Consider the following 24,229-nt stretch of genomic DNA (forward strand, 5'->3'; position numbering starts at 1 on the left):
AAAAACCTGTGCAACCATACAATGAAACCAAAGGGGGGGCGCTTCGATGAAAGTTTGTGGTGTAATCGCAGAATATAATCCTTTCCACAACGGACACCGCTATCAACTATCGGAAGCCCGGCGGATGACCCAGAGCGATGTCATGGTTGTCGCCATGAGCGGAAATTTTGTCCAAAGGGGCGCGCCCGCTTTGTTGGATAAATGGACGCGTGCAGAAATCGCGTTGCGGAACGGTGCGGATATAGTCGTGGAAATGCCCGTATTGGGAAGTGTGCAGGCCGCGGATCTGTTCGCAAGTGCAGGCATCCGTTTGCTGCAGGCGATGCAGTGCGATGCCTTTGCTTTCGGTGCTGAAGAAGGAACAGCGGAAGATTTCATTTCGCACAGCCGCTTCTTACGAGAACACGAATCGGAAATCGATCGGATTTTTCAGACTTACCGAAATGATGGCAGAACCTATGCTGCGCAACTGGAAACGGCGATTGCCGAAGTCTTGCGCCCACAAGGTTCTGCTATTTCCTTTTCAACGCCCAATAATCAGCTCGGATTGGCGTATGTCAAAGAAAATGAACAATTCCCTGAACCGATGGAAACGGCCATCGTGCTTAGGCGCGGTGCCGGACATAACGACAGTGATGCTTTCGGACAAGAATTTGCAAGTGGGACCGCCATTCGCGAATGGTCACTCCACCACGGAAAAGAAACCGAAAGGAAGGACATTGGCAGGTTTGTGCCGCAAGAGACGTTAGAGGCGCTGGAGAGGCGTCCTCTGCTTGATTGGGCTCCTTACTGGGGAATGTTGCAATATCAGCTCCTGTTGCTTTCGCATACGGAACTCCGGAACATCTATCAGGTTGAAGAAGGTATCGAATACAGGCTGAAAAAGGAAGCCGAGGACGCAGCTGATTTTACGGCCTTCATTCGGCGCGTAAAGACCAAGCGCTGGACATGGGCCAGGCTACAGCGGGTCTGCACCTATATTTTGTTGGGGATAACCAGGGTAGAAGCGAATTCTTTCCAGGAAAAAGCGGATTCCATCCGGTTGCTCGGATTTACGGAGGCAGGAAGACGCTATCTGAACACTTTGAAAAAAAATACGGAAACCCCAATCGTCACGAAATTGCGTGAGCCACATACATCGGACTTGCAGCTGGAAATCCGGAGCGATCGCATCTATCGTTTGGGAGCCAGTGCGGCTTTGGAGGAGCAGAATTTCACCCGGTCGCCCATTTATATCCGTAACGAGCCGAGGAATCAGAGCTAAGTTTTTCAAGGAAATTTATGAAAACTTTAATGAAAAAATGCAAGAAGCGTTTGACTGACCACAACCAAAGAAATATAATGGATAGGTTAATAGATGCTAGAGCCTTTAATATTCGGTTTTAGGCACTAAGGAGGACAATCAAATGAGCGAAGAAGCCAACTCCGTCAGTTTCGTTCCCGTAATCGTGGGGGGGAACAGAGGAGCCTATAGTTTGGCGAGAGCTTTCTATGAAGCGTATCAAGTTAAAACGAATCTCATCAGCCCGATGATCATAGGTCCTATCGGCAATTCCCGCATCATCAAGCATTACATCCAACCGGGAATCGATGACCTGGATCATTTTTTTGAGACTATTCAACAAATCGGCCGTGACTATCCGAATATGAAAAAAATCATTTTTGGGGCAGACGATCGCTATGCAGAACTGTTGATCCGAACGAAGGACCGCTTCGGTGATGATTGGATCATTCCGTACGTGGATGAAGATGTATTCCTGCGGGCAACAAATAAGGAAAGTTTTTATGCCATCTGTGAAAAAGCAGGTGTTCCTTATCCGAAGACTGTGGTTATGGATGAATTTTCACTGAACTTGCCGTTTGAATTTCCGATCATCATCAAGCCTTCGAATGCCATCATGTATCAGGGGTTGCATTTTGAAGGGAAAGAAAAAGTCTTTATCGGACGGGATGAAAAAGATCTTGAACGCATCTATCATTTAGTGCGCGACAATGGCTATACAGACAACCTGATCCTGCAGGAGTACGTGCCCGGCGATGACACTTATCTTGGTGTCGTAACGGTCTACACATCTCCAAGGGATAAGGAAATCAAGCTGATCGCGTTCGGCCACATCCTTTTGGAAGACCATACGCCATCCGCCATCGGAAACCACCTGACGATTTGGGCAAGGGAAGAGCAGAAGATTGTTGCTTCCGTCCAAAAACTGGTTGCGGAAACCGAGTTTTATGGTTTCTCCAATTTTGACGTAAAGTATGATGAGCGCAAAGATGACTATGTTTTCTTTGAATTGAACGGGCGTCTGGGCGTCAGCAACTATTATGTTACCGCCAGCGGCAACAATGTCGCGAAATACTATGTTGAAGATTACATAGCCAAGAAAAAACTTGGTGTTACGATCAATACGAATGAAACTTTGTTCACTATGACACCAAAGAACCTTTTGCTGAAGTACGTCAAGTCCGACGTATTGCGGAAAAAAGTAAAAGAGCTATACAAGGATGGAAAAGTAGTGCACCCGTTGGATGCGCCTTTTGAAGTCAGCCCGAAAAGGAAATTCTATGTGTTGGCTTCCAAATTCAATTATTACAAAAAATTCAGAGAGTATCCGCCAGAGGAATAAGCTGAATCAAGAAACAAACGGGAAACGAGGGATGAGAAAGTATGAAAAAATTTTTTGGTATTCTTGGGGGAATGGGAACGCTGGCGACTACCAACTTTCTTGTTGAAATGAATAAACGTCATTTCCCCGAAAACGACCAGGATTATTTCAATTACGTTCTGATGAACCACGCTGATATTCCGGATCGTACGGAATATATTTTGGATCCGACCAAACCGAATCCGGTGGACGCCGTGATAGAAGATGTTCATATGTTGAATCTTCTTCAGCCAGAATTCATCATCATGCCCTGCAATACTATCCATTATTTCTTCGATGATATTCAAAAGGAAACGGATATTCCGATTCTGAATATGATCGATCTTACGGTCGACTATATTGCGGAACATTATGAGGGCGCAGAAAAAGTCGGATTATTTGCCACAGAGGGAACGCATCAGAGCCGCATCTACGAAAATCGGCTTGTTGAGAAAGGTTACCAAGTGGTATTACCGGACAGAGAACTACAAGACAAGATCAATAAAATGATTTATTATTACATCAAAGAGAGATCGCATTTATTTTTCCCTTTGTATTACGAAATTTTGGAAGACTTTAAAAATTGCGGTGCGGACATTGTGCTGTTGGGGTGCACAGAAGTTTCGTTGATGAACAGTGAAGATGAAGAACAACGCTATCCGATCGTCGACGCGGAAAAGGTGCTTTTGGACAAAACGATCGCGTTGGCCAAAGAATTAAAAGCATAAAAACGTTTTCCTTTTTTGGATGTAAAGGAAAATACATTGACAAACTTTTTTTTCACTAGTATAATTCAATTTGTTATTTTAGGGGTGATGGAAATGAAGTGGCCATTAAAAGAATTACAAGAACATCGTGGTGAACCGTACTATTTCTCTCGGATGATAGACCGGGAAAGTTCATTGATGCAAAGAAATAATGAAATCAAAGCAGTGTCGCCGATTAAGGCGGAAGGTTTCTTATTATACGAAAATCATTCTGTGCTTGCCAATTTCCGAATCGATTTAACGATTACCCTGCCTTCGTCAAGGTCGTTGGAATTAGTTGAGGTACCCTTGCAATTAGCAATCGAAGAAGTGTACACTGAGAGTGAATCGCTCTACCTCGAGCAGGACAATCCTGCGGAAGTCGTGTTGCCGCTTGAAGGTGATGAAGTGAATCTGGTCTCCGCTATCGAGGACAACATTCTGCTGAATCTGCCTCTACAAGTGTTCACGCCGGAAGAGATGGAGTCCGAGGACATGCCTAGTGGCGCTGAATGGGAAGTTGTTTCCGAAGAATCTTTCGCAAGAAAGAGACAAGAGGAAAAAACCGACCAGATCGATCCGCGATTAGCTGGTCTGAAGGCCCTGTTAGAAGACGAAGAAAAAACAGAGTGAAATTTTTGCCGCTGATTTTTAACTAAATACAGCGATTAGTACAGGGAGGTGTAAGGAAATGGCAGTACCTAAAAGAAGAACATCTAAAGCAAGAAAAGCAAAAAGACGTACGCACTTCAAGTTATCAATTCCAGGCTTGAACGCATGCCCTAACTGTGGCGAATTGAAAAAGAGCCACCACGTTTGTGCATCATGCGGTCACTATGATGGAGAAGTAGTTATCGAAAAACAAAGCTAATCCTGAAATACCATCCGCAATTCCAGTCAGCAGAATGAATTTTCTGCTGGCTTTTTTTGTACTCATTTTTCAAGGAGGCATAATTTTCCGGAATGAGGTAAAATGTATTTATGCGGCATGGACGCCATATTTTTGCAAAGGAGCGTTGGAATGCAAAACTTCCACTATTTTGAAATTCTGTTGTATGTTTTTCCGATTTTAGAAATCATTCTGATCAATAAATTTTTTAGGCAGTATCTCAGGTACAAACAAATTATCCAATTGACGGTTGCGGACGTCGTCTTGCCGTTTTTGTTCGTAGGTATCCATCTGCTGAGTGTCTATAGTTTGACTTATTCACTGTTGCCGCACTTTCTGTTGGCGGCCTGTGTCGTCGGTCTGCTGCAGACACTGTATTTCGACAAACGCAAAAAAATCCATCAGCCGAAGCGGTTCTATCGTTATTTCATAAAAATACTGTTTTTGATGGCGCTGCTTTTTTATTACATGTTGGTGCTGTTGCGCATCTATTTCCTTGTAAGAGGATAGTCCAAAAATTGAAGAATGAGGTGGCACATAAACATGAAAGTATTATTGTACTCTGAAGGCATGAAATACATCGGGAAATCCGGTTTAGGCAGAGCCATCGAGCACCAGAAAAAAGCTCTCACACTGGAAGGGATATCTTTTACGACAGATTACAGAGATGATTTTGATCTGATGCACATCAATACCTACTTTGGGCAATCTTACCGTCTGTTGCATAAAGTCAAAAAGCAGGGGAAACCGATCGTTTATCATGCCCACTCCACAAAGGAGGACTTCCAGAATTCTTTCATCTTCTCCAATGCGGCTGCACCGCTTTTCAGTAAGTGGATTCTGCACTGCTACAGTCATGGGGATCTGGTCTTGACGCCAACCCCCTATTCCAAAAAATTGCTGCAGCAGGCTGGGTTGCAAAAACCGATCATACCAATTTCGAACGGAATCGATTTGTCGTTTTACCAAGCGACTGAGGAAATGGGTGCGTCCTTCCGTCAAAAATATGGATATACAGCAACAGACAAGGTTGTCATGTCTGTCGGCCTTTACATCAAGCGGAAAGGGATCCTTGATTTTGTCGCTTTAGCCAAATCGATGCCTGCGTACCAGTTCATCTGGTTTGGATACTTGAACCTCCACCAGGTTCCGCGCGAAATCCGGGAGGCCGTAGAGACAAAATTGCCCAATCTGCAATTTGCCGGATATGTGGTGCCTGATGAGCTCCGGAACGCATACTGTGGTGCTGATTTGTTTTTCTTTCCAACTTACGAAGAAACGGAAGGAATCGTCCTTCTGGAGGCACTCGCCATGGGACAGGAGATCCTGATCCGGGATATACCGATCTATGAGGATGATTTCGTCGATGGCAAGCATGTCTACAAAGGAAAAACCAATGATGATTTCCGAAGGTTGATCAGCGGCATTCTGGAAGGGGACCTGCCTTCTTTGAAGGCTGCAGGCCAAGATCATATACGCCAGAAAGACCTCAGCTACATCGGTTCGGAATTGAGAAGTGCATACGAAACTGCGATCCAGTTGAATAAGTCCGATAAAAGCCCAATCTCGGTCCCGCAAACAAAATGATGTTTTGTGGGAAAAATCCCCACATTCGTTAAATTTTTCGGAAACGGCTGGTCCTATCTAAGCTTTATCTATGTGGCGCTTGCGATGTCCCATCCTTGCGCCGGGCAAAATGATAGATGATAACTGAAAACAAATTGATTTCGATTACTTGTCGAAATCAATTTGTTTTTTTTATGAATTGTTCGGGAAAATGTGGTAGAAAGTGGGGGGATGTGGTAGACTGAAAACATATTTGAAGGTGGGGGCGAGTGTCTTTATGTTGATGGGCGAATTCAAACACAATATAGATGCTAAAGGAAGATTGATCATGCCCGCAAAATTCCGTGAGGAATTAGGCGATACGTTCATCATCACCCGTGGATTGGACGGCTGTTTGTTCGGCTATCCGTTAAGCCAATGGGAGCTGCTACAAGAGAAATTGAACCAGCTGCCCCTTGCCAAAAAAGATGCGCGTGCTTTTACCCGTTTTTTCTATTCAGCCGCTATGGAAGCTGAATTGGATAAACAAGGGCGCATCAATATCCCTCAAACATTATTGGATTATGCGAAAATTGAAAAAGAATGTCGTATTGTCGGAGTAGCCGACCGTATTGAAATATGGAGCAACGAGAAGTGGGAAGAATTTGCTGATGAGGCTGCCGAAAACTTCGAAGATATTGCTGAAACGATGATCGACTTTGGATTGTAGGTGTAAAAATGGAAAAATTTGAACATTATAGCGTGTTGTTAAAAGAGTCCATTGATGGTTTGAACATCAAACCAGATGGTATTTATGTCGATTGCACTTTAGGTGGTGCCGGACACAGCAGTGTGATTCTATCAAAATTAAATGAAAAAGGGCATCTGTATGCCTTTGACCAAGACCGTATCGCAATCGAAAATGCTGAAGCAACGTTGGCGACTTATATCGAAAAAGGCATGGTGACACTCATCAAGGCAAATTTTCGGAATATCAAAGAAGAACTGGAAGACCGTGATGTATTTGGCGTAGACGGCATCCTGTATGATTTGGGAGTGTCTTCCCCGCAATTGGACCAAGCAGAACGAGGGTTCAGTTACCGCTATGATGCACCACTCGACATGCGCATGGACCAAGAACAGGAATTGACGGCCCGCGTCATTGTGAATGAGTGGTCTTTTGCTGAGTTAGTGAAGATTTTTTATCGTTATGGCGAAGAAAAATTTTCAAAGCAGATTGCCCGTAAAATCGAAAAAATCAGAGAAACCCAACCGATCGAGACGACCGGCGAACTGGTCGAAATCATCAAAGACTGTATCCCTGCGCCTGCCAGAAGAAAAGGCGGGCATCCGGCTAAGCGCATTTTCCAAGCTTTGCGTATCGCCGTCAACGACGAATTATCCGCTATTGAAGATTCGATAGAAGATGGCTTGAAGATGCTGAACGTCGGAGGGCGCATGAGCGTCATTTCCTTCCAATCCTTGGAGGACCGGATCGTTAAAGTGCTTTTCAAAGAAGCCAGCTCGAAAGAGGAAACGTTGCTGCTATTGCCTATTCTACCCGAGGAATATGAAGCGGACTACAAGTTGATCAGTCGAAAACCAATCATGCCCAACGAGGCGGAATTAAGTGAAAATTCACGTTCTCAAAGTGCAAAATTGCGCGTCATCGAAAGAGTCAAGAAATAACAGGAGCACAGCAGCTCTGTAACGAAGGATCACCAGTCGGAAGCAATGGATTGTGCCTGAGCTGCATAATTCATTGCGGGGGAGGAGAGGATTAAGTGGCATTACCTGAATATAGAGCGGCATTAGCACCACAACCAACGCTGCCTAAAGAACAGACAGAACCCATAAAAGGCCAACCTGAACCGAAAGGCTACAAGGCCGTTAGAGATAAATATGTCAAACTTGAAAAACTTGCCATCACCATAACGCTGTTAAGTGCATTGGTCGTATTGCTGTTATCACTGGCTACACAAGTGACCCTCTCCAATCAGAACAGAGCCTTGCAGGACTTACAAAATGATAGTGTTGCGATCGGTTTAGAAAATCAAAACTTGGAGCAAGAAGTCCAAGAACTTTCAAGATACGACCGCATCATCGAGATAGCAAAAGAACTTGGTCTGGAAATGAATGAAGCAAACGTTAGGAATGTTACGCGATGAAAAAAACAGCTAATCCTCAAAAAAATCGAAAAAAAATGACTCGCATCATGGTTGGTTTAACAGGTTTACTATTTCTTGTATTTATTTTTCGTTTTTCTATGATCATGATCACCAAGAAGGTAAATGGCGAGAATCTAAGCGAGCATGTTAATAACTTATATACCAGAAGTAGTATCCTTGCCGCAAAAAGAGGTACCATCTATGACATAGGTGGTAATCCCATTGCCTTGGATGCTACTTCTTATTCGTTGGTTGCCGTTTTGACCGATGAATGGAGTGAAGATAAAGAAAATCCGAATCATATCGTCGACAAGGAAAAAACTGCTGAAGCTCTGGCACAATACATCAGCATGAGCAAAGAAGAGATTCTGGCCACTCTGAACCAAGAGGGTTTGAAGCAAGTCGAATTCGGAAGCGCCGGAATTAACCTGAATTATGCGACAAAATCCAGCATTGAAGCGGAAGAACTTCCGGGGATTAGGTTCGAGGAAACACCTTCCAGACTTTATCCAAACGGGATTTTTGCGTCCCATCTTGTCGGCTTTGCGCAAAGTTCAGCCAGCGATGAAGAAGCAGACACAAACGAAGAGAAGAAATTAGTCGGCATGATGGGAATAGAATCCCTGTACGATAATGAGTTGGATGGCAGTGATGGTGAAGTCACCTATCAAGAAGATTCCAATGGCTACAAGATTCCGGGAACGCAGATTCAGGAAAAGGAGCCAGTTGAAGGGAGTAATCTTTATCTGACGCTCGACAGTCGCCTTCAGATCTATCTGGAAAGCCTGATGTCGCAAGTGTATGCAGAGGCCGAACCGGAATCGATGACAGCTATGTTGGTTGATCCAGATACCGGCGCCATCCTTGCGGCTTCCCAACGTCCCACATTCAACGCCACGACCAAAGATGGCATTGATTCTCAATGGCAGAATTTATTGGTTGAGGATACCTACGAACCGGGTTCCACTTTCAAAATTTTGACTTTGGCGGCAGCTGTGAACGAGGGGGTATTCAGCCCATTTGCAACATATACTTCCGGTAGTATAGAAGTGGAAGGAGGAACCATCCGTGACTACAATAAAGATGGTTGGGGCAATATCACCTATCTCGAGGGATTGGCCCGCTCAAGCAACGTGGCGTTCGTGAAACTGGTGCAATCAATGGGTTACGATGTTTGGGAGTCCTATATGAAGGCATTTGGAATCGGACAATCAACCGATTCGGGACTGGAAAATGAAGCAACCGGGAATTACAGCTATACGTATCCGCTGGAAAAGGCGAATACGGCTTTCGGACAAGGGGTAACAGTTACGCCTTTCCAATTGATGCAAGCTTTTACGGCAATCGCAAATGATGGCACCATGATGAAACTGAACTATTTGGATCGCACAGAAGATCCGAATACAGGCAAGGTCACCGTTAACGAACCGGAAGAGGTCGGATCTCCAATCAAGGCGGAAACCGCCCAAACGGTCCTGACCTATCTGAAAGAAGTCGTCTACAACGAGAATGGATCCGGACAGGCTTATCAGATCGAAGGGACAGAGATCGCTGCCAAAACGGGTACGGCGGAAGTGGTGAATTCTGCGACAGGGGCATATTATACTGGCTATTCCAATTATCTATACTCGGTAGTCGGATTCGCGCCAGCGGATGATCCCAGCTATATCTTGTATTTGACAATGAAACGGCCTGCAAACTTGGATAGTCTGAATGGCTCCAAGTATCTGTCGGAAATATTCAATCCATTCATGACAAGGGCAATCGAGTACGACAATCTGAATACGGAAGTGACGGGGGACGTCAACCAGGCTTCGATGCCAGAAGTGACAACTTTATCCAAAGATGAAGCTTTGGCAGCACTGACTGCTGTCGGATATAATGATACAGCAATCATCGGCAGCGGCAGCCGAATCGTGCAACAATACCCATACGCCGGGACACAAACAATCACGAACCAGAAGACGATCCTTATGACAGAAGGGGCTATGACGATGCCTGATGTTTACGGTTGGTCAAAAGACGATGTCCTGAAAGTATCAGAAATCGCAGGCATAAACTTTACTTTTGAAGGGGAAGGCTATGTGGTTTTCCAGAGTCTGGAGACGGGATCCATCCTGAACGCTGCCACAGAAGTCAAGATCATTTTGGAGTAAGCGTTCAGAAGCAACACTCATAAAATTAATCAATCAAAAAATGTAAAATACCAATTAGGAGGAAATCATATGCATTGGACAGAAATGCTGTTGCCATTATCGATCAGCTTTGCCATTACAATCAGCATGATGCCAATTTTCATCGGCTATTTTAAAGTGAAACAATTCGGACAGATCACAAGGGAAGAAGGTCCGAAATGGCATCAAGTGAAAAGTGGTACACCGACGATGGGTGGAGTCGTATTCATCATTGCTGCAATCCTTACCGTTATCGGGACTGCAATCTGGAAGGATGTCCTCACCGTAAAATTGGCTATGTTGCTGTTCGTGCTGTTGTTTTTTGCAGCTATCGGCTTTTTGGATGATTTCCTGAAAATATTCAAAAAACAAAATGAAGGGCTGACTTCCAAGCAGAAGTTCATTTCGCAATTGGTCGGGTCTTTCGTCTTTGTCGCGTTGTTCTTCTTTTCGGGTTCAGATCCTTTGATTACCATTCCCTTCTTGGGACAGATCTACAACTGGTTCGTGTTCGCTGCATTCACGATTATCTGGATCACAGGTTTTTCGAATGCTGTGAATCTGACCGATGGATTGGATGGATTGGTTGCCGGCACAGCAGGCATCGCCTATACTGCATACGGCATATTGGCATACCGCCAAGGACAATTGGAAGTACTACTGTTTTGTATCGCGATTGTGGGCGGCCTGATCGGTTTCTTCTTTTTCAACAAAAAACCAGCTAAGATCTTTATGGGCGACGTAGGCTCGTTGGCATTGGGTGCCGGACTCGCCGTTGTTTCCTTGGCGTTGCATCTGGAATGGTCTCTGTTGCTGATTGGCCTTGTTTTCGTGATCGAAACGGCCAGCGTCATGCTGCAGGTAGGCTCCTTCAAATTGCGCGGCAAACGTATCTTCAAGATGTCCCCTATCCATCATCATTTCGAAATGAGTGGTTGGAGTGAATGGCGCGTCGTCCTGACTTTCTGGGCGGTCGGTCTGGTTTCTGCAATCTTAGCCTTGTGGCTGCTTGTCTAAGCGAAAGGAGAAAAAGACATGAAAACAAATAATCGATTCGAAAACAAAAAAGTATTGGTGCTGGGCTTGGCTCTCAGCGGGATGAATGCGGCCAAACTGCTCCTGGAACTGGGCGCAATGGTCACAGTCAATGACGCAAAGGAATTGAACGACAATCCGGATGCGAAGGAGTTGATTTCATCTGGAATCAAAGTCATCGCTGGATCCCATCCGATCGAGTTATTGGATGAATCTTTCTCGTTCATGGTCAAGAATCCGGGCATCCCTTACAACAATCCGATGGTGAAACGTGCTCTTGAATTGGGAATCCCTGTATTGACAGAGGTCGAGTTGGCAGCAGAAATCCTCGAAGGCCGCCTGATCGGTGTGACAGGCACGAACGGAAAGACCACTACCACGACGATGATCACTGACCTCTTGAATGCAGGCAGAAAAATAGGCAAAGCTTATATAGCCGGCAATATCGGCGTGCCTGCATCCGCAGTGGCGCGTGTAGCGACTGCAGACGACGATGTCGTGATGGAACTGTCCAGTTTTCAATTGATGGGTATCGAAGCGATGCGTCCTGCCATTGCCGTCATCACTAATATCACGGAAGCCCATCTGGATTATCATGGGGACCGCAAAGAATACGTCAAAGCGAAGTGGCGCATAACCGAGAACCAAACCACGGATGATTATCTTGTTTTGAATTGGGATCAAGCGGAATTGCGTGAAATGTCTCAGCTTTCAAAAGCGCAAATCGTTCCTTTTTCACGCACACAGATTCTGAAGGAGGGCGCCTATGCGTCAGAAGGTTCCCTGTATTTCAAGGGCGAAAAAGTGATGGATATTTCCGATTTGAGGGTTCCGGGCGAACACAATGTCGAAAATGCCCTTGCTGCGATCGCTGTAGCGAAACTGTCCGGTGTAGCCAATGGTGCCATCGTATCAGCCTTCCACCTCTTTTATGGCGTAGAGCACCGGATCCAATTCGTAGCCGAGCTCAACGGAAGGAAATTCTACAATGACTCGAAAGCGACCAACATCCTCGCAACCAAAACTGCTCTGAGCAGTTTCCGGACACCAATCGTCCTGTTGGCGGGAGGATTGGACCGTGGAAATACATTCGAGGAGCTCGTTCCCTTTCTTGAAAACGTGAAAACGCTGATCGTCTTCGGCGAAACTGCCGAGAAACTCAAGGATGCGGGAGAAAAAGCCGGCATCAAAGAAATCGTTGTGACGGATCATGTCGCCAGTGCGGTTCCGATCAGTTACCAGTACAGTGAAGAAGGCGATACGATTCTGTTGTCTCCGGCCTGCGCGAGTTGGGATCAGTACAAAAATTTTGAAGTGCGCGGCAAAACATTCACAGATGCTGTCCATTCCTTGGTCAAAGCCACGAGTGAGGAGGATGGTTCTTTCTAAAGAACCTATGTGCTTATGAAAATAGTATTATCCGGTGGGGGAACAGGCGGGCATATCTACCCGGCTTTAGCCCTGATGAACCGAATCAAAGAAAAATATCCGGACAGCGAGTTCCTTTACGTGGGAACCGACCGTGGTTTGGAGAGCACGATCGTACCGAAGGCGGGCGTTGCCTTCAAATCGGTCAAAATCCAAGGTCTGCGCCGGAGTTTATCGCTTCAGAATCTGAAGACAATCTACTTGATGATCAAGAGCATTTCGGACTCGAAGAAAATTATTAAGGAATTCCAGCCGGATGTCGTTATCGGAACGGGTGGTTATGTTTGCGCCCCCGTCCTGTATGCCGCATCCAAACTGAGCGTGCCAACCATCATTCATGAACAAAATTCAGTGGCAGGCGTCACCAATAAATTTTTGAGCCGAGTTGTGGATCGCATCTGCATTTGTTTTGAGGATGCCCGCGGAGACTTCTCCTCCTATCCAGAGAAGATTATTTTCACCGGGAATCCCCGGGCGCAGGAAGTAGCCTCCTTGAAGGAAAGTGCTGACCTGAAGGACTACGGATTGAAGGAAGAGTTGCCTACTGTTTTGATTTTTGGCGGCAGCCGTGGAGCCAGAAAACTGAATGACTCTTTCGTAGCCGCCTACCCGCTTTTCAAAAACAGGCCGTATCAAGTGCTGTTGGCAACCGGAGACATCCACTACAATGCGGTGGAGCAATCAATCAATATGTTGACAGACCGTTTGGACAATGTCCGTATTGTGCCCTACATCCATGATATGCCGAAATTGTTTAAGCGTACCGACTTAATCGTATCGCGCAGCGGAGCGACCACATTGACGGAAGTGATGGCTTTGGGCCTGCCGAGTATCCTGATTCCCAGTCCCTATGTCACGAACAACCATCAGCAAAAAAATGCGGAAAGCCTAGTGAAAAACGGGGCAGCCGAAATGATTCTCGAGAAAGACCTGCAGGCACAATCATTATTTGAAGCCATCGATAAGCTGATGACCAATGTAACTGCACGCAAAGAAATGGCATTCCAAGCCAAGCAGATGGGCATAACCGATGCATCAGACAGGATCATCGATGTCATCTTGACTTTGAAGAAGTGAGAAAGGGAGGGAGGCCAGATGATTTTTGGAAAAATCCGGCATAAGCTGAACAATAAGCGTTCGTCGGAAGTGACTCCCTGGCAGCGCGCAACTGCTGAATCGGAAAAGCAAAATAAGACGCAGTTAATGCAGAAAATTACCATAAACGGCCGCATGCATCGTTTGATGAAAGAAAAAAAAGAAAAGTTGAAGGCAAGAAAACACCTTCCCGAAACCACAAAAACAGACAAGCGCCAAGGGTACCTTGGATGGTACAGTATTTTCTTGATTGGGGTCATCGGCAGCAGTTTTCTGATTTCTCCCTACGGTAAAGTCAAGGACATCTATGTGGAAGGGGCCGAAGATGTTCCGGAACAAAGTATCATCGATGCCAGCCACATCACGGGGAAGCTGACCGCCTTGGGTGTCGTCTGGAATGACGAAAAAATCGATGCTTACATTACTCATACTTTGCCCGTAGTCAAAAAAGCGGAAGTGACGCTGCGCGGCATGAACGATGTCACGATCCATGTTACGGAACACGAAACCATTGCCTACGTTTATTCGGGTGGCAGCTATTATAATGTTCTGGAGAATGGCACTGTGGCGGACACGGAGTTGAAGGTTCCGATCGGCAACAATCCGATCATCACAAGCTTTGAAATGAACCAGAATCTGGAGGACCTACTCGAACAATACATGCAATTGACTGACAGTGTCCAGAACAGCATCTCTGAAATCAAATATACCGGAACGGAAGAAAATCCATATGCAATCACGGTATATATGAATGACGGGAATGAAGTGAAGGCGATCTTGCCATCCTTTGCCGAGAAAATCTTATACTACCCCGACATCGTGAGCCAATTAGGCGAGACGAAAGGAACCATTGATCTTGAAGTGGGTGTCTACTTTACTCCCTTTGCGCAAACGACGGAAGAGGAAGCGGCGGCTTCGGCAGATTCCGCCACTCCAGTCGAATGAGCTGAGAGAGATTAGGATTGACTTGCAGTCAATCCTTGAACAATGATCGGTATCATTGTTGAGGGATTGAAGAACTTTTGTCAGACTTCCTTCTGATAGAATTATTTGTAAAAATCTTCGTAAATGAAGAATTATTATGATAAAATGATAAGGTATAGCTTTCTGGCATCACGTATCAGTAACCGATGATTTTTTTCGGAACAATGCGGATGTTTACACAAGCCATTATGTCAAACGGAGGTTTCAATAAAACCATGAAGAATTCAGGAATATACGTCAGTCTAGATATTGGAACCACTTCAATAAAAGTTGTAGTCGCAGAATATGTGAAAAATCAAATGAACATTATTGGAGTCGGTAATGAAATTTCCAAAGGTCTCAGCCGTGGCGTCATCGTTGATATCGATGAAACGGTCGAATCGATCCGCAGTGCAGTCAGCCAAGCTGAAAAAAAAGCGAATATTCAGATATCAAACGTCATCGTAGGCATACCAAGCAATCAAATCAGCATCGAACCTTGTCATGGGATGTATGCAGTCGCAAGCGAAAACAAGGAAATCACAGACAAAGACGTCCAAAACGTTTTTGCTGCCGCAAAAGTTCGTTCCGTTCCGCCAGAAAGAGAAATCATTTCCGTCATCCCTGAAGAGTTCATCGTAGATGGGTTCGATGGCATCAGAGACCCAAGAGGCATGATCGGCGTACGTCTTGAATTGTACGCAAGCATGATCACTGGTCCGAAAACAATCATCCATAACATCAAACGTTGTGTAGAAAAAGCAGGTCTTCAAATCGAAGATATGGTTGTACAACCATTGGCCATTTCAAGCGTAGCCATGAATAAGGGCGAGCGGGATTTTGGGACCATCCTTATCGACATGGGCGGCGGCCAAACAAGCGCCTCTGTCATGCACGACGATCAATTGAAATTTTCATTTGTTGATCCTGAGGGCGGCGATCTTGTCACCAAAGACATTTCCATCATCTTGAACACGACCTTGGAAAATGCGGAGCGCGCAAAACGTGAATATGGCTATGCCATTTCCGAAGATACATCCGATGAGGAATTTTTCCCTGTCGAAACGATCGGTAAAGAAGAACCAGTAAAAGTGGACGAGAAATATTTGTCCGAAATCATCGAAGCGCGTCTTGCGCAGATTTTCGAAAACATCAAACGTGCCTTGGATAAAGTGGAAGCTCGCAACCTCCCTGGCGGTATCGTTCTGACTGGAGGCGCAGCAGCATTACCAGGCGTCGTCGATTTGGCAAAAGAAATCTTCGAAATCAATGTCAAATTGTACATCCCGGAGCAGATGGGAATGCGCAACCCGATCTATGCAACGAGCATCGGCCTGATTAAGTATGTAGCGGGTCTGGATGACATCTACCGTGTTGCCAAAGGAAAAGTGCAGGTGACAGGCAAAGTGATCCCTTTGCAATCCAAAACTGCGAAACAACCGGCAGTCATCGAAGAACCTGTCTATGAAAATGAGACATATGCCGATGAGGATAATTACGAAGAAAGCTTAGTCGGGAAATTAAAACGTTGGTTCAATAATCTGTTTGAATAATCACGCTGAACATAAAAAGAATGGTATGAAATAGGAGGAAATGAAATGGAATTGGAATTCGATTCAAGCATGAGTGATGGAGCAAAAATTAAAGTTATCGGTGTCGGTGGGGCAGGAAGCAACGCCGTTAACCGCATGATCGAAGAAGGCGTTAAAGGTGTTGAATTCATCGTGGCCAATACGGACACACAAGCCTTGAATGCATCAAGTGCGGAAACAAGAATCCAACTCGGGCCTAAATTGACGAAAGGATTGGGCGCAGGCTCAGTTCCAGAAGTCGGTCGCAAAGCTGCAGAAGAGAGTGAACAACAAATCTCTGAAGCCTTGGCTGGTGCAGATATGATCTTTGTCACATGCGGAATGGGTGGTGGTACCGGTACTGGTGCAGCCCCTATCGTAGCCAGAATCGCTAAGGATCTTGGCGCATTGACTGTCGGTGTAGTGACACGTCCGTTCACTTTTGAAGGACCTAAAAGAGGCCGTTATGCTGCAGAGGGTATCGCTGATTTAAAAGCAAACGTTGATACATTGGTCATCATCTCAAATAACCGTCTGTTGGAAATCGTCGATAAAAAGACGCCTATGCTGGAAGCCTTCCGTGAAGCAGATAATGTATTGCGTCAAGGCGTTCAAGGAATCTCAGACTTGATCACAGCTCCAGGATATGTCAACTTGGACTTTGCTGATGTGAAGACTGTCATGAAAGATCAAGGTTCTGCTTTGATGGGTATCGGTATCGCTTCAGGTGAAAACCGTACAGCAGAAGCAACCAAAAAAGCTATCTCTTCCCCATTGTTGGAAGTTTCCATCGATGGCGCCGAGCAGATCTTGTTGAACATCACGGGTGGTTCAGACTTGACGTTGTTCGAAGCACAAGATGCAAGTGATATCGTGGCACAAGCTTCATCATCCGAAGTCAACATCATTTTCGGTACATCCATCAATGAAAACTTGGGCGACGAAGTTATCGTTACAGTAATCGCTACTGGGATCGACGACAAAAAAAAAGATGAAAAAAAAACCGCTAATCGCGGCGGCAGTGCTTTTAAGGGACGTAAAGAAGTAGGGAACGCACCTGCTGCATACCCGGAGAAACAACTTCCGACTGAACGAGCCGAAGAAAAACCAGCCAAAGACCTCTTTGGTGACTGGGATATCCGCAGAGACACAAACGTAAGGGAACAGGCGCCCCAATCGGTCCAACCTGAGCCAGAAGAGTACTCTGTCAAACAAACAGAAGATAATTATCCACGTTATCACGAAAATAAAGAAGATAAAAACGGTGGAGAGGATTCATTGGATACACCACCTTTCTTCCGCAAGAGACGCAGATAAGCATGAATATTGAACAAAATTGCCGGAAAGTGGAGTCAACTGTGGAAGCAGCCTGCTTGACAGCCGGACGTAAACGGGAAGATGTGACGGTTGTCGCCGTCACGAAGACAAAACCTGTAGAGCAAGTGGAGGAATTGTACCGCTTAGGCTACCGCCATTTTGCAGAGAATCGCCTCGAGGGTCTGATTGAAAAGCAAGCAGCACTTCCGCAGGAAGACATCAGCTGGCATTACATCGGTACCTTACAGACAAGGAAAGTGAAGCAGGTGATCAATCGTATCGCCTACTTCCACGCATTGGATCGCCCGTCATTGGCAAAGGAAATCAATGAACGGGCGGAAAAGCCTGTTTCTTGCTTCGTTCAGGTCAATGTTACAGGGGAAAATTCAAAACATGGACTTTCCGCATCCGAGGCAGTGCCTTTCATCAAGAGTCTGGAAAGTTTTCCCAACATCATCGTTGTCGGATTGATGACGATGGCACCCATTGATGCAACAGACGTGGAGTTGCGTCAATGCTTTAAAGATCTGAAAATAATGCAAGAGCAAGTAGCGGCGTTGAACTTGGCTTATGCCCCATGCACGGAGACGAGCATGGGCATGAGTCAAGATTATCCGATAGCGATTGCCGAAGGTGCGACCTTCGTACGTGTCGGATCGGCATTCTTTGCTGAAACAGAAGCATAGACGAAGAAGAAGTGAGGGGTCTTATGGGTCTGAAAGATTTATTCCGAAAGTACTTTGTCATTGAAGATGAGGAAGACGGATTTGAGGAAGTCGATGAACCATCGACTGTCGTTCCAGTCCGCAGGTCCGAGCGCAATGAAGAAGGGGCTCCGTCTCAGCGGAGCACCCAAAAAAGATCGACGAAAGCAAAGGTAATTCCTATGAATCAACAAGCAATGACCGAAAAAGCCAGCATCCATGTCGTGGAGCCCAGAGTCTATTCTGAGGTAGAGAAAATTGCCGATAATCTGCTGAAGAATCAAGCAGTTCTTCTTAATTTCAAAAGAATAGATGCGGAACAAGCTAAGCGGATCGTGGATTTTCTGACCGGAACGGTATATGCGATCGGGGGAGAAATCCAACGTGTTGGCGATGAAATCTTTTTATGCACCCCCGCTTCAGTCGGAGTCGAAGGCGCACTGGCCGAAACACTGGAGGAAGAGCGTTCGTTCTACTAGAAAGGAAACAAAATGACACAAATATTGATTTGGCTTTTACAGATTATCCGTTGGGGTATATCGGCATATTCAACCGTCCTGCTGGTATACGCATTGATGAGTTGGTTGCCGGGAGCCAGAAGTTCCAAATTCGGCTATTTTATCTCCAGCATTGTGGAGCCTTACCTGGATATATTCAGAAGATTGATCCCATCTGTAGGCATGATGAGCTTTAGTGTAGTGGCGGGCATCCTGTTCCTGAATTTGGTGGAGTATGGAGCGCAGGTCGTTATCTTTTTCCTAATCAGAATGCTGAATTGACGGACATTTTTTCATCAAACGAAAAAGTGAGGGATACGTATGCAAGAAGTTTATCAACATTTTCGCAAGGAAGAGCAGCCATTCATTGATAGTGCCCAATCTTGGATTACGCAAGCGGAGGAAACCTACTCACCGTATCTGACGGATTTCTTGGATCCGAGACAACAGTACATCCTTGAGATGATGGTCGGGAAAAAAGGTGAAATCCATGTTCAATTTTATGGCGGTTACGAAGCGGCGGAACGCAAGCGGGCAATCATTTGCCCTGAGTATTTCAGCCCGACGCAAAGCGACTTTGAAATGGAGCTTACGGAAGTTGTGTACCCATCGAAATTTGCCAGTTTGACCCATGGAAAAATACTGGGGACGCTGATCGGAACCGGCATGAAAAGGGAGCTTTTCGGAGATATCCTGTCTGACGGCATCCGTTGGCAATTTTTGTTGGCGTCAAATATAGCAAGCTATGTGCATTCGCAGGTCACTAAGATAGGAAAGGTCAGTGTTCGCCTGGAAAATCGGACCTACACTGATCTGATCACTCCTATCGATGATTGGACGATTGTACATGACACTGTCAGTTCGTTGCGGTTGGACACAGTGATTGCGGCTATCTACAACATATCGAGGCAACGCGCAAAAGAATTGGTGAGCAGCGGAAAAGTGAAATTGAACTGGGCCGCATTTGAACGTCCAGATTTCGAATTAGGGCTGTTGGATATCGTGTCCATCCGCGGTTATGGCCGGATTCAGATAAAGGCTATAGAAGGAAAGTCCAAGAAAGATAAATGGCGCGTCGAATTTGGCGTATTGTACAAATAAGAATGACAAGAACGAAAGGTGTGTATAAGATGAGCTTGACTCCATTAGATATTCAACACAAGGAATTCCCTGTCAAAATAAAAGGGTACGATAAAGAACAAGTCAATGACTTTTTGGATACTGTCACAAAAGAATTTGAAGAAGTCATCAAACAAAATAAAGACCTGCAAAAGCAACTGAAATTTGCCGAAGAAAAACTTCAGTATTTCAGCAACTTGCAGGATGCTTTGAACAAGTCTATCGTAGTGGCGCAGGATGCAGCCGACAGATTGAAAGAAAATTCGCGCAAAGAAGCCGAGATCATTTTGTTCGAAGCCGAAAAGAGTGCGGATCGCTTGTTGCATGAAGCAGCCGGAAAAGCGACAAAAATCAATGAAGAAACTGACGGAGTCCGCAAGGAAAGCCGTAACTTCAAACAGAAACTGCAACTTTTGGTTGAGTCACAATTGAACCTCATCATGAATGATGAATGGAACAACTTGTTGAACGCTTCACCAGAAGGTCAAGTTTCGACTCCTACTTTGAATGAAGTGTTATCCAACCGCACACGCATCATCGACGAATTGGTCGCCAACTCTGAAGATGCTGCCGAATTCGAAGTCGGCGGAAGATTGGCCGAAGAAGCCAGAGCTGAAGAGAAACTTGCTGAAGCTGCAGTAGAAGCTATTGAAATTCCGGAAGAAAACAAGTAAAATCTAGATATTGAAGAATGGAACACCCGAAAAAAAGAAACTTCCAGCGAATTGGCGAATGGTGAAAGGCCAATAAGTCCCTCTATTTTAAGGATCCTCCATGAGAATCTTTTTGAACAAACATAAGTAAAAAAGGTCGCCTGAACAGCGTTAACGGTTTGAATGAGGAAGCATGACAGCCTGTTCCGGCCGTTGTCGCTTTGAATTTGGGTGGTACCACGAAGACTTCGTCCCTTTTGGAGACGGGTCTTTTTTTGTAGAAAAAAATAATGACAAGGGAGCTTCCGACAATGAAAATGAAAGAAACGCTGCACCTAGGGAAAACGGCTTTTCCTATGAAAGCTAACCTGCCTGTCCGCGAATTGGAATGGCAAAAGGATTGGGAAGAAAAAGATATTTATGTTAAACGACAAGAAAAAAATGCGGATAAACCGACATTTGTCCTTCACGATGGCCCTCCATATGCCAATGGTGCTGTCCACATGGGACATGCTTTGAACAAAATCAGCAAGGACATCATCGTCCGCTCAAAATCCATGTCTGGATTCCGTTCGCCTTTTGTTCCGGGTTGGGATACACATGGTCTGCCGATTGAACAAGCCTTAACGAATACAGGCGTGAACCGCAAAGCGATGAGCTTGGCTGATTTCCGTAAATTGTGTGAAGATTATGCTTGGAATCAGATCGACGGACAAAGAACCGTTTTCAAACGTTTGGGAATCGCAGGCGATTGGGAAAATCCATACGTGACCTTGTTGCCGAAATATGAAGAAGCGGAAATCCGTGTGTTCGGAAAAATGGCGGAAAAAGGCTACATCTATAAAGGACTAAAACCGATCTATTGGTCGCCTTCAAGTGAATCTTCGCTGGCGGAAGCCGAAATCGAATATAAAGATGTGAAGTCTGCTTCCATCTATGTGGCTTTTCAGGTCAAAGACGGCAAAGGCCTGTTGGATAACGATACTGCACTCGTCATCTGGACGACTACGCCGTGGACTTTGCCGGCAAACTTAGGCATTTCCGCTAATGCTGATTTCGAATATGTGGTTGTTTCCGCTGACGGCAGAAAATTTGTTGTCGCAAAAGAATTGCTGGGCACAGTCAAGGAAGCCATCGGATGGGAATCTGTGGAAATCCTGCAAGAACTGAAAGGCTCGGAGTTGGAGTACATGACTGTCCAACATCCGTTCTATGATCGCGAATCATTGATCATGGTAGGCGAGCACGTAACGCTTGAAGCGGGTACCGGTTTGGTCCATACGGCTCCTGGACACGGTGAGGATGACTACCTGGTCAGCAAAAAATATGGTCTGGAAGTATTATCACCGATCGACAACAAAGGTTGCTACACAGCTGAAGCTCCAGGTTTCGAGGGCGTGTTCTACGACAAAGCCAATAAACTGATCACCGAATTGTTGGCTGAAAAAGGCGCTTTGCTGAAACTGGACTTCTTCGTCCACAGCTATCCGCATGACTGGCGCACAAAGAAACCGGTCATCTATCGTGCAACACCGCAATGGTTCGCATCAATCGACAAATTCCGTCAAGACATTTTGGACGAAATCGAAAATGTTGAGTGGCTGCATCCATCGGGCAAAGTCCGCTTGTTCAACATGATTCGCGACCGTGGGGATTGGGTCATTTCCCGTCAACGTGTTTGGGGCGTTCCGTTGCCGATTTTCTATGCGGAAAATGGAGAACCTGTCATCACGCCGGAAACAATCGACCACGCTGCTAAACTAATCGGCGAATTCGGATCGAACGTCTGGTTCGAAAGAGAAGCGAAAGATCTGCTTCCTGAAGGGTTCTCGCACCCTGGGAGCCCGAACGGCACATTTACGAAGGAAATGGACATCATGGATGTCTGGTTCGATTCCGGATCTTCGCATGAAGCTGTGCTGCGTGCAAGGGAAGATTTGACATTCCCAGCTGATATGTATTTGGAAGGCTCCGATCAATACCGTGGTTGGTTCAATTCAAGTATTACGACCAGTGTTGCGATCAACGGAGTAGCACCTTACAAAACAGTCCTTTCCCAAGGTTTTGTTTTGGATGGAGAAGGCCGCAAAATGAGCAAATCATTGGGCAATACTATCCTTCCGGAAAAAGTCGTCAAGAACATGGGCGCCGACATCATCCGTTTATGGGTATCCAGTGTCGATTACGAATCCGATGTCAGAGTCAGTGACGACATCCTGAAACAAGTTTCCGAAACGTACCGCAAGATTCGCAATACCATGCGTTTCCTGATCGGAAATACGGAAGATTTCCAACCGAAGGAGCATGCAGTGGCCTATGAGGAACTGCGCAGTGTCGATCAATACATGATGGCGCGCTTGGATCGAGTTGTTGAAACTTGTTTGACAGCCTATAAAGAGTACGAGTTCTCGACCATCTATCAAACGATCATGAACTTCTGTACAGTTGATTTGTCGGCATTCTATCTTGATTTTGCGAAAGATGTTGTTTATATCGAAAAAGAGGATAATCTAGAAAGACGCGCCATGCAGACCGTATTTTACGAAGTATTGGTTAAGTTGGCAAAACTTTTGACGCCGATCATCCCGCACACAACCGAAGAAATTTGGAGTTTCCTGAAGGAAGAGGAACAATATGCCCAACTGGCTGAATTGCCGGAAAGCAGCGTCCGTGAAGACCAAGCAGCGATTTTAGGCCAATGGGAGAAATTCATGGATATCCGCGATGCGGCATTGAAAGCATTGGAAGTAGCGCGTAATGAGAAGACGATCGGAAAATCGTTTGAAGCGCATCTGACCTTGTTTGTTGATGAAGATACAAAAGCATTGTTCACGTCTCTTGATGCGAACCTGGAACAATTATTCATCGTTTCACAGCTTGACATCAAAGAATTGGCAGCTGCTCCAGCTGAAGCGATGCCGTTCGATAAGCTTGCGATCCTAGTGGAACACGCACATGGGGAAACCTGCGAAAGATGCCGTGCCATCAAAGAAGAGGTCGGAACAATCGAGGATGCAATATCCTTATGCGAACGCTGTGCAGATATTGTGAGATCTGAATTTCCGGAAGCACTCGTGCAGGAAGAAGCATAACCTAGCTCACCTTGAATAAAATCGTTTAAATTATGTAAACAATAAGTAAAGAGCACGCAAGCGGAGGTCATTTGACGTCATTCTTGCGTGCTTCTGTTGATTTTAGGTTGAAAGAGCAGCCGTTTTGTCCACGGTTGATTCATTTTCCAAAGAAAGCGCATAACTTTCTCTTGAAATCGTACAAGATGTTCGTTATAATTATATTAGTAACTTGTACTAATATGATAGTAAATATTTGTATTAGCATTTTACCAATGAAAATTTTGGAGGTATTACACGATTATGGAACAAGGCAAAGTAAAATGGTTTAATGGCGAAAAAGGTTTTGGTTTCATCGAAGTTGACGGAAAAGACGATGTGTTCGTGCATTTCTCAGCTATCCAAGGCGAAGGTTTCAAATCTTTAGAAGAAGGCCAAGATGTTGAATTCGAAATCGTTGACGGCAACCGTGGTCCTCAAGCAGCTAACGTTGTAAAATTATAATCCTATTTTTTTAACATTAGCGAATTCAAAGCGCACCGGGAGTAATAAAACTCCCAGTGCGCTTTTTACATGCAAAAAAAAAGCGTTGTTTCGGCAATCCCTCTCAGG

24 protein-coding genes are annotated in these 24,229 nt (G+C 45.4%); all 24 read left to right on the forward strand.

The genetic code is table 11. From position 1 onward, the window contains the following. The first annotated feature begins 46 nt into the window (after positions 1–46). The 24 genes from WBM30_RS06935 to cspD all read left to right on the forward strand — a co-directional run bounded on the left by WBM30_RS06935 (position 47) and on the right by cspD (position 24,121). The gene (locus WBM30_RS06935; protein ID WP_424900008.1) at positions 47–1,264 is read left to right on the forward strand and encodes a nucleotidyltransferase; all 1,218 of its coding nucleotides are present in this window, start codon (positions 47–49) and stop codon (positions 1,262–1,264) included. A 142-nt stretch (positions 1,265–1,406) separates the two neighbouring features. After that, the gene (locus WBM30_RS06940) at positions 1,407–2,624 is read left to right on the forward strand and encodes a carbamoyl phosphate synthase-like protein (protein WP_424900009.1); all 1,218 of its coding nucleotides are present in this window, start codon (positions 1,407–1,409) and stop codon (positions 2,622–2,624) included. A gap of 41 nt (positions 2,625–2,665) precedes the next feature. Further along, positions 2,666–3,370 (forward strand): aspartate/glutamate racemase family protein, encoded by a 705-nt coding sequence (locus tag WBM30_RS06945; RefSeq protein ID WP_086985435.1) that lies wholly within the window; start codon positions 2,666–2,668, stop codon positions 3,368–3,370. A gap of 93 nt (positions 3,371–3,463) precedes the next feature. Continuing rightward, the gene (locus WBM30_RS06950; RefSeq protein WP_424199001.1) at positions 3,464–4,021 is read left to right on the forward strand and encodes a YceD family protein; all 558 of its coding nucleotides are present in this window, start codon (positions 3,464–3,466) and stop codon (positions 4,019–4,021) included. A gap of 58 nt (positions 4,022–4,079) precedes the next feature. After that, on the forward strand, positions 4,080–4,259 hold the full coding sequence (gene rpmF / locus WBM30_RS06955) for a 50S ribosomal protein L32 (protein WP_086628343.1): 180 nt from the start codon (positions 4,080–4,082) through the stop codon (positions 4,257–4,259). Between the two features lie 150 nt (positions 4,260–4,409). Continuing rightward, positions 4,410–4,787: a DUF3397 family protein gene (locus tag WBM30_RS06960; protein WP_176974077.1), complete on the forward strand. Its 378-nt coding sequence runs from the start codon at positions 4,410–4,412 to the stop codon at positions 4,785–4,787. Between the two features lie 33 nt (positions 4,788–4,820). Further along, positions 4,821–5,864 (forward strand): glycosyltransferase, encoded by a 1,044-nt coding sequence (locus WBM30_RS06965; protein ID WP_424900010.1) that lies wholly within the window; start codon positions 4,821–4,823, stop codon positions 5,862–5,864. 202 nt (positions 5,865–6,066) lie between these two features. After that, complete coding sequence (gene mraZ / locus WBM30_RS06970) at positions 6,067–6,552, forward strand: division/cell wall cluster transcriptional repressor MraZ (RefSeq protein ID WP_424900011.1); 486 nt, start codon at positions 6,067–6,069, stop codon at positions 6,550–6,552. An 8-nt stretch (positions 6,553–6,560) separates the two neighbouring features. Then, on the forward strand, positions 6,561–7,511 hold the full coding sequence (gene rsmH, locus WBM30_RS06975) for a 16S rRNA (cytosine(1402)-N(4))-methyltransferase RsmH (protein WP_424900012.1): 951 nt from the start codon (positions 6,561–6,563) through the stop codon (positions 7,509–7,511). Between the two features lie 95 nt (positions 7,512–7,606). Then, a complete protein-coding gene (gene ftsL2 / locus WBM30_RS06980; protein WP_424900014.1) occupies positions 7,607–7,990 on the forward strand; it encodes a cell division protein FtsL in 384 nt (127 codons plus the stop codon). Positions 7,991–8,037: 47 nt separating this feature from the next. Continuing rightward, the gene (locus WBM30_RS06985) at positions 8,038–10,146 is read left to right on the forward strand and encodes a penicillin-binding protein (RefSeq protein ID WP_424900029.1); all 2,109 of its coding nucleotides are present in this window, start codon (positions 8,038–8,040) and stop codon (positions 10,144–10,146) included. 69 nt (positions 10,147–10,215) lie between these two features. Further along, on the forward strand, positions 10,216–11,181 hold the full coding sequence (gene mraY / locus WBM30_RS06990) for a phospho-N-acetylmuramoyl-pentapeptide-transferase (protein WP_424900015.1): 966 nt from the start codon (positions 10,216–10,218) through the stop codon (positions 11,179–11,181). A gap of 18 nt (positions 11,182–11,199) precedes the next feature. Continuing rightward, on the forward strand, positions 11,200–12,588 hold the full coding sequence (gene murD / locus WBM30_RS06995) for a UDP-N-acetylmuramoyl-L-alanine--D-glutamate ligase (protein ID WP_424900016.1): 1,389 nt from the start codon (positions 11,200–11,202) through the stop codon (positions 12,586–12,588). A 15-nt stretch (positions 12,589–12,603) separates the two neighbouring features. Next, positions 12,604–13,704, forward strand: coding sequence for an undecaprenyldiphospho-muramoylpentapeptide beta-N-acetylglucosaminyltransferase (gene murG, locus WBM30_RS07000; RefSeq protein ID WP_424900017.1), 1,101 nt, complete (start codon positions 12,604–12,606; stop codon positions 13,702–13,704). Positions 13,705–13,722: 18 nt separating this feature from the next. After that, positions 13,723–14,667, forward strand: coding sequence for a cell division protein FtsQ/DivIB (locus WBM30_RS07005; RefSeq protein ID WP_424900018.1), 945 nt, complete (start codon positions 13,723–13,725; stop codon positions 14,665–14,667). 254 nt (positions 14,668–14,921) lie between these two features. Beyond that, positions 14,922–16,238: a cell division protein FtsA gene (gene ftsA / locus WBM30_RS07010; RefSeq protein ID WP_424900019.1), complete on the forward strand. Its 1,317-nt coding sequence runs from the start codon at positions 14,922–14,924 to the stop codon at positions 16,236–16,238. A gap of 45 nt (positions 16,239–16,283) precedes the next feature. Further along, complete coding sequence (gene ftsZ / locus WBM30_RS07015) at positions 16,284–17,573, forward strand: cell division protein FtsZ (RefSeq protein ID WP_424900020.1); 1,290 nt, start codon at positions 16,284–16,286, stop codon at positions 17,571–17,573. Between the two features lie 2 nt (positions 17,574–17,575). Continuing rightward, a complete protein-coding gene (locus WBM30_RS07020) occupies positions 17,576–18,259 on the forward strand; it encodes a YggS family pyridoxal phosphate-dependent enzyme (RefSeq protein WP_424900021.1) in 684 nt (227 codons plus the stop codon). 23 nt (positions 18,260–18,282) lie between these two features. Continuing rightward, entirely contained in the window at positions 18,283–18,756 is a 474-nt protein-coding gene (locus WBM30_RS07025; protein WP_424900022.1) for a cell division protein SepF, read from the forward strand. Between the two features lie 12 nt (positions 18,757–18,768). Then, positions 18,769–19,056 (forward strand): YggT family protein, encoded by a 288-nt coding sequence (locus WBM30_RS07030; protein ID WP_424900023.1) that lies wholly within the window; start codon positions 18,769–18,771, stop codon positions 19,054–19,056. Positions 19,057–19,095: 39 nt separating this feature from the next. Next, positions 19,096–19,875, forward strand: a complete 780-nt coding sequence (locus WBM30_RS07035) for an RNA-binding protein (protein WP_108031343.1) — start codon at positions 19,096–19,098, stop codon at positions 19,873–19,875. Between the two features lie 29 nt (positions 19,876–19,904). Continuing rightward, complete coding sequence (locus WBM30_RS07040) at positions 19,905–20,567, forward strand: DivIVA domain-containing protein (protein WP_424900024.1); 663 nt, start codon at positions 19,905–19,907, stop codon at positions 20,565–20,567. Between the two features lie 290 nt (positions 20,568–20,857). Next, complete coding sequence (gene ileS, locus WBM30_RS07045; RefSeq protein WP_424900025.1) at positions 20,858–23,638, forward strand: isoleucine--tRNA ligase; 2,781 nt, start codon at positions 20,858–20,860, stop codon at positions 23,636–23,638. 282 nt (positions 23,639–23,920) lie between these two features. Next, a complete protein-coding gene (gene cspD / locus WBM30_RS07050) occupies positions 23,921–24,121 on the forward strand; it encodes a cold-shock protein CspD (RefSeq protein WP_107995921.1) in 201 nt (66 codons plus the stop codon). Positions 24,122–24,229 lie beyond the last annotated feature (108 nt).

Origin of the sequence: Trichococcus sp., assembly GCF_049684335.1 — a bacterium.
Taxonomy (GTDB): Bacteria; Bacillota; Bacilli; order Lactobacillales; family Aerococcaceae; genus Trichococcus.

What these genes read in the sequence shown, in the direction of transcription:
- WBM30_RS06935 (WP_424900008.1), top strand. Translation starts at nt 47, where the DNA reads ATGAAAGTTTGTGGTGTAATCGCAGAATATAATCCTTTCCACAACGGA.
- WBM30_RS06940 (WP_424900009.1), top strand. Translation starts at nt 1,407, where the DNA reads ATGAGCGAAGAAGCCAACTCCGTCAGTTTCGTTCCCGTAATCGTGGGG.
- WBM30_RS06945 (WP_086985435.1), top strand. Translation starts at nt 2,666, where the DNA reads ATGAAAAAATTTTTTGGTATTCTTGGGGGAATGGGAACGCTGGCGACT.
- WBM30_RS06950 (WP_424199001.1), top strand. Translation starts at nt 3,464, where the DNA reads ATGAAGTGGCCATTAAAAGAATTACAAGAACATCGTGGTGAACCGTAC.
- rpmF (WP_086628343.1), top strand. Translation starts at nt 4,080, where the DNA reads ATGGCAGTACCTAAAAGAAGAACATCTAAAGCAAGAAAAGCAAAAAGA.
- WBM30_RS06960 (WP_176974077.1), top strand. Translation starts at nt 4,410, where the DNA reads ATGCAAAACTTCCACTATTTTGAAATTCTGTTGTATGTTTTTCCGATT.
- WBM30_RS06965 (WP_424900010.1), top strand. Translation starts at nt 4,821, where the DNA reads ATGAAAGTATTATTGTACTCTGAAGGCATGAAATACATCGGGAAATCC.
- rsmH (WP_424900012.1), top strand. Translation starts at nt 6,561, where the DNA reads ATGGAAAAATTTGAACATTATAGCGTGTTGTTAAAAGAGTCCATTGAT.
- WBM30_RS06985 (WP_424900029.1), top strand. Translation starts at nt 8,038, where the DNA reads ATGGTTGGTTTAACAGGTTTACTATTTCTTGTATTTATTTTTCGTTTT.
- mraY (WP_424900015.1), top strand. Translation starts at nt 10,216, where the DNA reads ATGCATTGGACAGAAATGCTGTTGCCATTATCGATCAGCTTTGCCATT.
- murD (WP_424900016.1), top strand. Translation starts at nt 11,200, where the DNA reads ATGAAAACAAATAATCGATTCGAAAACAAAAAAGTATTGGTGCTGGGC.
- murG (WP_424900017.1), top strand. Translation starts at nt 12,604, where the DNA reads ATGAAAATAGTATTATCCGGTGGGGGAACAGGCGGGCATATCTACCCG.
- WBM30_RS07005 (WP_424900018.1), top strand. Translation starts at nt 13,723, where the DNA reads ATGATTTTTGGAAAAATCCGGCATAAGCTGAACAATAAGCGTTCGTCG.
- ftsA (WP_424900019.1), top strand. Translation starts at nt 14,922, where the DNA reads ATGAAGAATTCAGGAATATACGTCAGTCTAGATATTGGAACCACTTCA.
- ftsZ (WP_424900020.1), top strand. Translation starts at nt 16,284, where the DNA reads ATGGAATTGGAATTCGATTCAAGCATGAGTGATGGAGCAAAAATTAAA.
- WBM30_RS07020 (WP_424900021.1), top strand. Translation starts at nt 17,576, where the DNA reads ATGAATATTGAACAAAATTGCCGGAAAGTGGAGTCAACTGTGGAAGCA.
- WBM30_RS07025 (WP_424900022.1), top strand. Translation starts at nt 18,283, where the DNA reads ATGGGTCTGAAAGATTTATTCCGAAAGTACTTTGTCATTGAAGATGAG.
- WBM30_RS07030 (WP_424900023.1), top strand. Translation starts at nt 18,769, where the DNA reads ATGACACAAATATTGATTTGGCTTTTACAGATTATCCGTTGGGGTATA.
- WBM30_RS07035 (WP_108031343.1), top strand. Translation starts at nt 19,096, where the DNA reads ATGCAAGAAGTTTATCAACATTTTCGCAAGGAAGAGCAGCCATTCATT.
- WBM30_RS07040 (WP_424900024.1), top strand. Translation starts at nt 19,905, where the DNA reads ATGAGCTTGACTCCATTAGATATTCAACACAAGGAATTCCCTGTCAAA.
- ileS (WP_424900025.1), top strand. Translation starts at nt 20,858, where the DNA reads ATGAAAATGAAAGAAACGCTGCACCTAGGGAAAACGGCTTTTCCTATG.
- cspD (WP_107995921.1), top strand. Translation starts at nt 23,921, where the DNA reads ATGGAACAAGGCAAAGTAAAATGGTTTAATGGCGAAAAAGGTTTTGGT.